Source organism: Nonomuraea corallina (assembly GCF_027620315.1).
Taxonomy (GTDB): domain Bacteria; phylum Actinomycetota; class Actinomycetes; order Streptosporangiales; family Streptosporangiaceae; genus Nonomuraea; species Nonomuraea corallina.
The window spans coordinates 1-3,562 of record NZ_JAPNNL010000311.1; the positions used below are offsets into that span (position 1 = coordinate 1).

Consider the following 3,562-nt stretch of genomic DNA (forward strand, 5'->3'; position numbering starts at 1 on the left):
CGCCCGCGGCGGCCACCACCCACCATCCACCCCAGCAGAAGGTCCCGGTCGCCGAAGGGTACGGCGGCGCGGTCTCCACCGTCGACCTCGACGCCTCCAAGGCGGCCATAGACGTGCTCAAGAGAGGCGGCAACGCCGTCGACGCCGCCGTCGCCGCGGGCGCCGTGCTGGGCGTCACCGAGCCGTACTCCGCCGGGCTGGCCGGCGGCGGCTTCCTCGTCTACTACGACGCCAAGCGCCGGAAGGTGCACACCATCGACGGCCGCGAGACCGCGCCCCGGGCCATGACGGCCACCTCCCTGGAGGGCATCCCGTTCGACCAGGCGGTCACCAGCGGCCTGTCGGCCGGCGTGCCCGGCACGGTCGCCCAGTGGGAGCTGGCCCTGCGCCGGTTCGGCACGATGTCGCTGAAGCAGGCGCTGCAGCCCGCCGTCACCGTCGCGTCCCGAGGGTTCGTGGTCGACCAGACGTTCCACGACCAGACCGCGCAGAACGCGGCCCGCTTCAAGGACTTCACCTCCACGGCGAAGCTCTACCTGCCGAACGGCGCGCCGCCGCCCGTCGGCTCCGTCTTCAGGAACCCCGACCTCGCCGCCACCTACCGCGAGCTGGGCCGCCGCGGCACCGGCTGGCTGTACGGGGGAGAGCTCGGCAGGGAGGTCGTGGCCACCGTCAAGCGTCCCCCGGTCACCCCCGGCTCGACCAGGAACGTCAGGCCCGGCCTGATGGAGCTGGGCGACCTGCGCGACTACCGCGCGCTGATGCGGGAGCCGACCAGGTCCGACTACCGCGGCCTGACGGTGTACGGGATGGCGCCGCCGTCGTCGGGCGGCTCGACCGTGCAGGAGGCGCTCAACATCCTGGACGCGCTGCCCGAGGTCGGCCTCCACGAGTACCTGGAGGCGTCCCGGCTGGCCTTCGCCGACCGCAACGCCTACGTGGGCGACGTGCCGGGCGTGCCGCTGAAGGAGCTGCTGTCGGACGGTTTCGCCAAGGAGCGGGCCTGCCTGGTCGGCGAGCGCGCGATCGCGCACCCCGCCGCGCCGGGCGTCCCCGACGGCTCGTACGAGAACTGCCCGCCCGCGCAGGGCACCGCTCCCGAGACCACGGCCGAGGGCCCGGAGACCACCCACCTGGTGGTGGCCGACCGGTGGGGCAACGTGGTCGCCTACAACCTGACGATCGAGTCCACCGGCGGCAACGGCATCGTGGTGCCGGGCCGCGGGTTCCTGCTCAACAACGAACTGACGGACTTCACCTTCGGCCCGGCTCCGGGCGACCCGAACCTGCCCGGCCCCGGCAAGCGGCCGCGCTCGTCGATGGCGCCGACGCTGGTGTTCGACCACGGCAGGCCGGTGATGGCGCTCGGCACGCCGGGCGGCTCCACGATCATCACGACGGTGCTGCAGATCCTGGTCAACCGGTACGAGTTCGGCATGTCGCTGCCCGAGGCGCTGGCCGCCCCCAGGGCCACCCAGCGCAACACCGCGCAGACCCAGGCCGAGCAGGGCTTCCTCGACCGGTACGAGCAGGAGCTGGAGGCCAGGGGCCACGACCTGGTGCTGAACCCGGAGATCGGCGCGGCCACCGCGCTGGAGTTCGTCGGCCGGGACCGGATCCAGGCGGTCGCCGAGCCGTCCAGGCGCGGCGGCGGCAGCGCCCTGGTGGTCTCGCCGCGCCGCTGACTCGGCCGATCAGCTCGTGGCCGCCGGGTTTCACCTTCCGGGTACGCGTCCCGTACACGGAGGTGAAGCCCGGCGCCCGCGGGCGGGTCCGGCCGGATGGTGCGGGCATGACGAAGGCCCGCCACACGTGTGGCGGGTCGGCGCCCTGTGGTGCGGAGAGGGCTAGCGGAGCAGCAGGAACGCCGCCACGCCGATGATCGCCACGGCGAGGACCACCGCGATGATCGGCAGAACCGGCGACTTCTTCGCGGTGGCGGCCGACTCCTGCTCGGACCGCTGCGCGAAGGCGCGGAACTGCTGGGTGTTGCCCGCGGGATCGATATGCTGGTCAGACATGGCCAGCAGCCTAGCGTGATCGCTTGCCGGCGTTTGCGCCTTTTTATCGGTTTCGCCGGTGGGCTGGTGGGGGAACCGGTCCCATGGGCGGATAGTTTGAAGGCATGCTCAAGACCCTGTTCTCGCCTCGCCTGCTGGGGCTGCATCTGCTCACGATCGGGGTCGTGATCGCGTTCATCATGCTCGGGCGCTGGCAGCTCGGGGTGTTCAACGACTCGGGCAAGCCGGTGCTGACGACGGACCCCGCCCCGGTGTCCGTCACGGAGCTGGCGCCCGTGGGCGCGCAGATGCGGGGTGACGCCGTCGGCCGCAGGGTCACCGTCGAGGGCGTCTACGACGCGAGCCGTCAGCTCCTCGTCGCCGACCGCCGCGCCGACGTCGACGCGCCGGGCGGCAAGGTCTCACGCGGCCACGGCTACTGGGTGCTGACCCCGGTCCGGCTCGACGACGGCACGCTGATGCCGGTGGTGCGCGGCTGGGTGGCCGACGCCGCCGACCCCGCCGCGGCGGCCGTGCCGCAGGGCCGGGCGAGCGTCCCCGGCCGGCTGCGTCCCCAGCAGGGCAGCGACACCGTCCAGCGCAGGCCCGAAGGGCTGCCCCCCGGCCAGGTGCAGACGGTCGCGACCGGCGAGCTGGTCAACCTGTGGCAGGGCGAGCAGGTGCGCAACGGCTACGTCGTGGCCGAACCCCCGTCTGGGGCGCTGACCCAGGTCGCCTCGAAGCCGCCGATGGTCGGCGGCGAGGTCACCTGGCGCAACCTCGCCTACGCCGCCAACTGGTGGATCTTCGCGGGGTTCGCCGTGTTCATGTGGTTCCACTTCGTACGCGACGCCGTACGAGCGGATCGGGACCGGGAGAGGTCCCCCGAGATGGTTCTGGAAGGTTAACGGTGGAATCGGCTCTCAAGCCCTTCCGGGTGCTCGCCTACGTCGTCGGCGTGATGCTGCTCGTGCTCTGCGCCGGCATGGTGCTGCGCTACGGCTTCGACATCCCCGGCCCGTCGAAGGTGATCTCGCCCATCCACGGCGGCCTCTACATGCTCTACCTGGTGGCGGTGATGAACCTGGGCATGAAGGCGCGCTGGACCTGGACCTACATGCTGGGCGTCATGCTGGGCGGCACCGTGCCGTTCCTGTCGTTCTACGTCGAGCGCCGGGTCACCCAGCGGGTGGCGGCGCCGGCGGAGGCCTGAGGCCCCCGCCGGCCCCGGCGTCAGCGGCCGATGCCGCGCCGGCGGGCCCTCTTGAGCCGCTCGCGCTGCGACGGGTCGAGCATGAGGTAGCCGGCCACCGGGGCGGCGACCAGGCCGAGGACGACGAGCAGGGTCACCCAGCCGGGAAGGAAGATCCACGAGAACAGGACGGCGACGCCGGCGCCGATGGCGTACTTCTGGATTGGTGACATCCTCAACATCCTCCGAACGCGGAGCGCTCGCCCCGCCTCTTCCCACATTCTGCGTCGTGCGGACAACGAGCGAGACGTCGTCCAGGTTCCCTATCACGATATATCGTGAATAGGCAGGACGCCGAGCAGCTGCCGCC

Annotated in this window: 5 protein-coding genes; 3 read left to right on the forward strand and 2 right to left on the reverse strand. The window is 72.0% G+C overall.

Annotation, left to right across the window (positions count from 1 at the left end; genetic code table 11):
- On the forward strand, positions 1-1,685 hold a 1,685-nt coding region (ggt, locus tag OUY22_RS36145), incomplete at its 5' end, for a gamma-glutamyltransferase (RefSeq protein ID WP_270159822.1).
- Between the two features lie 162 nt (positions 1,686-1,847).
- Here the strand turns inward: ggt and OUY22_RS36150 are convergent.
- Positions 1,848-2,021: a hypothetical protein gene (locus OUY22_RS36150; protein WP_270159823.1), complete on the reverse strand. Its 174-nt coding sequence runs from the start codon at positions 2,019-2,021 to the stop codon at positions 1,848-1,850.
- A 104-nt stretch (positions 2,022-2,125) separates the two neighbouring features.
- Between OUY22_RS36150 and OUY22_RS36155 the strand changes: the two genes are divergently transcribed.
- Positions 2,126-2,908, forward strand: coding sequence for an SURF1 family protein (locus OUY22_RS36155; protein WP_270159824.1), 783 nt, complete (start codon positions 2,126-2,128; stop codon positions 2,906-2,908).
- A gap of 2 nt (positions 2,909-2,910) precedes the next feature.
- Entirely contained in the window at positions 2,911-3,213 is a 303-nt protein-coding gene (locus OUY22_RS36160) for a DUF3817 domain-containing protein (RefSeq protein ID WP_270159825.1), read from the forward strand.
- 20 nt (positions 3,214-3,233) lie between these two features.
- Here OUY22_RS36160 and OUY22_RS36165 read toward each other — a convergent pair whose 3' ends face one another.
- On the reverse strand, positions 3,234-3,425 hold the full coding sequence (locus tag OUY22_RS36165; RefSeq protein WP_270159826.1) for a hypothetical protein: 192 nt from the start codon (positions 3,423-3,425) through the stop codon (positions 3,234-3,236).
- Between the last annotated feature and the right edge of the window lie 137 nt (positions 3,426-3,562).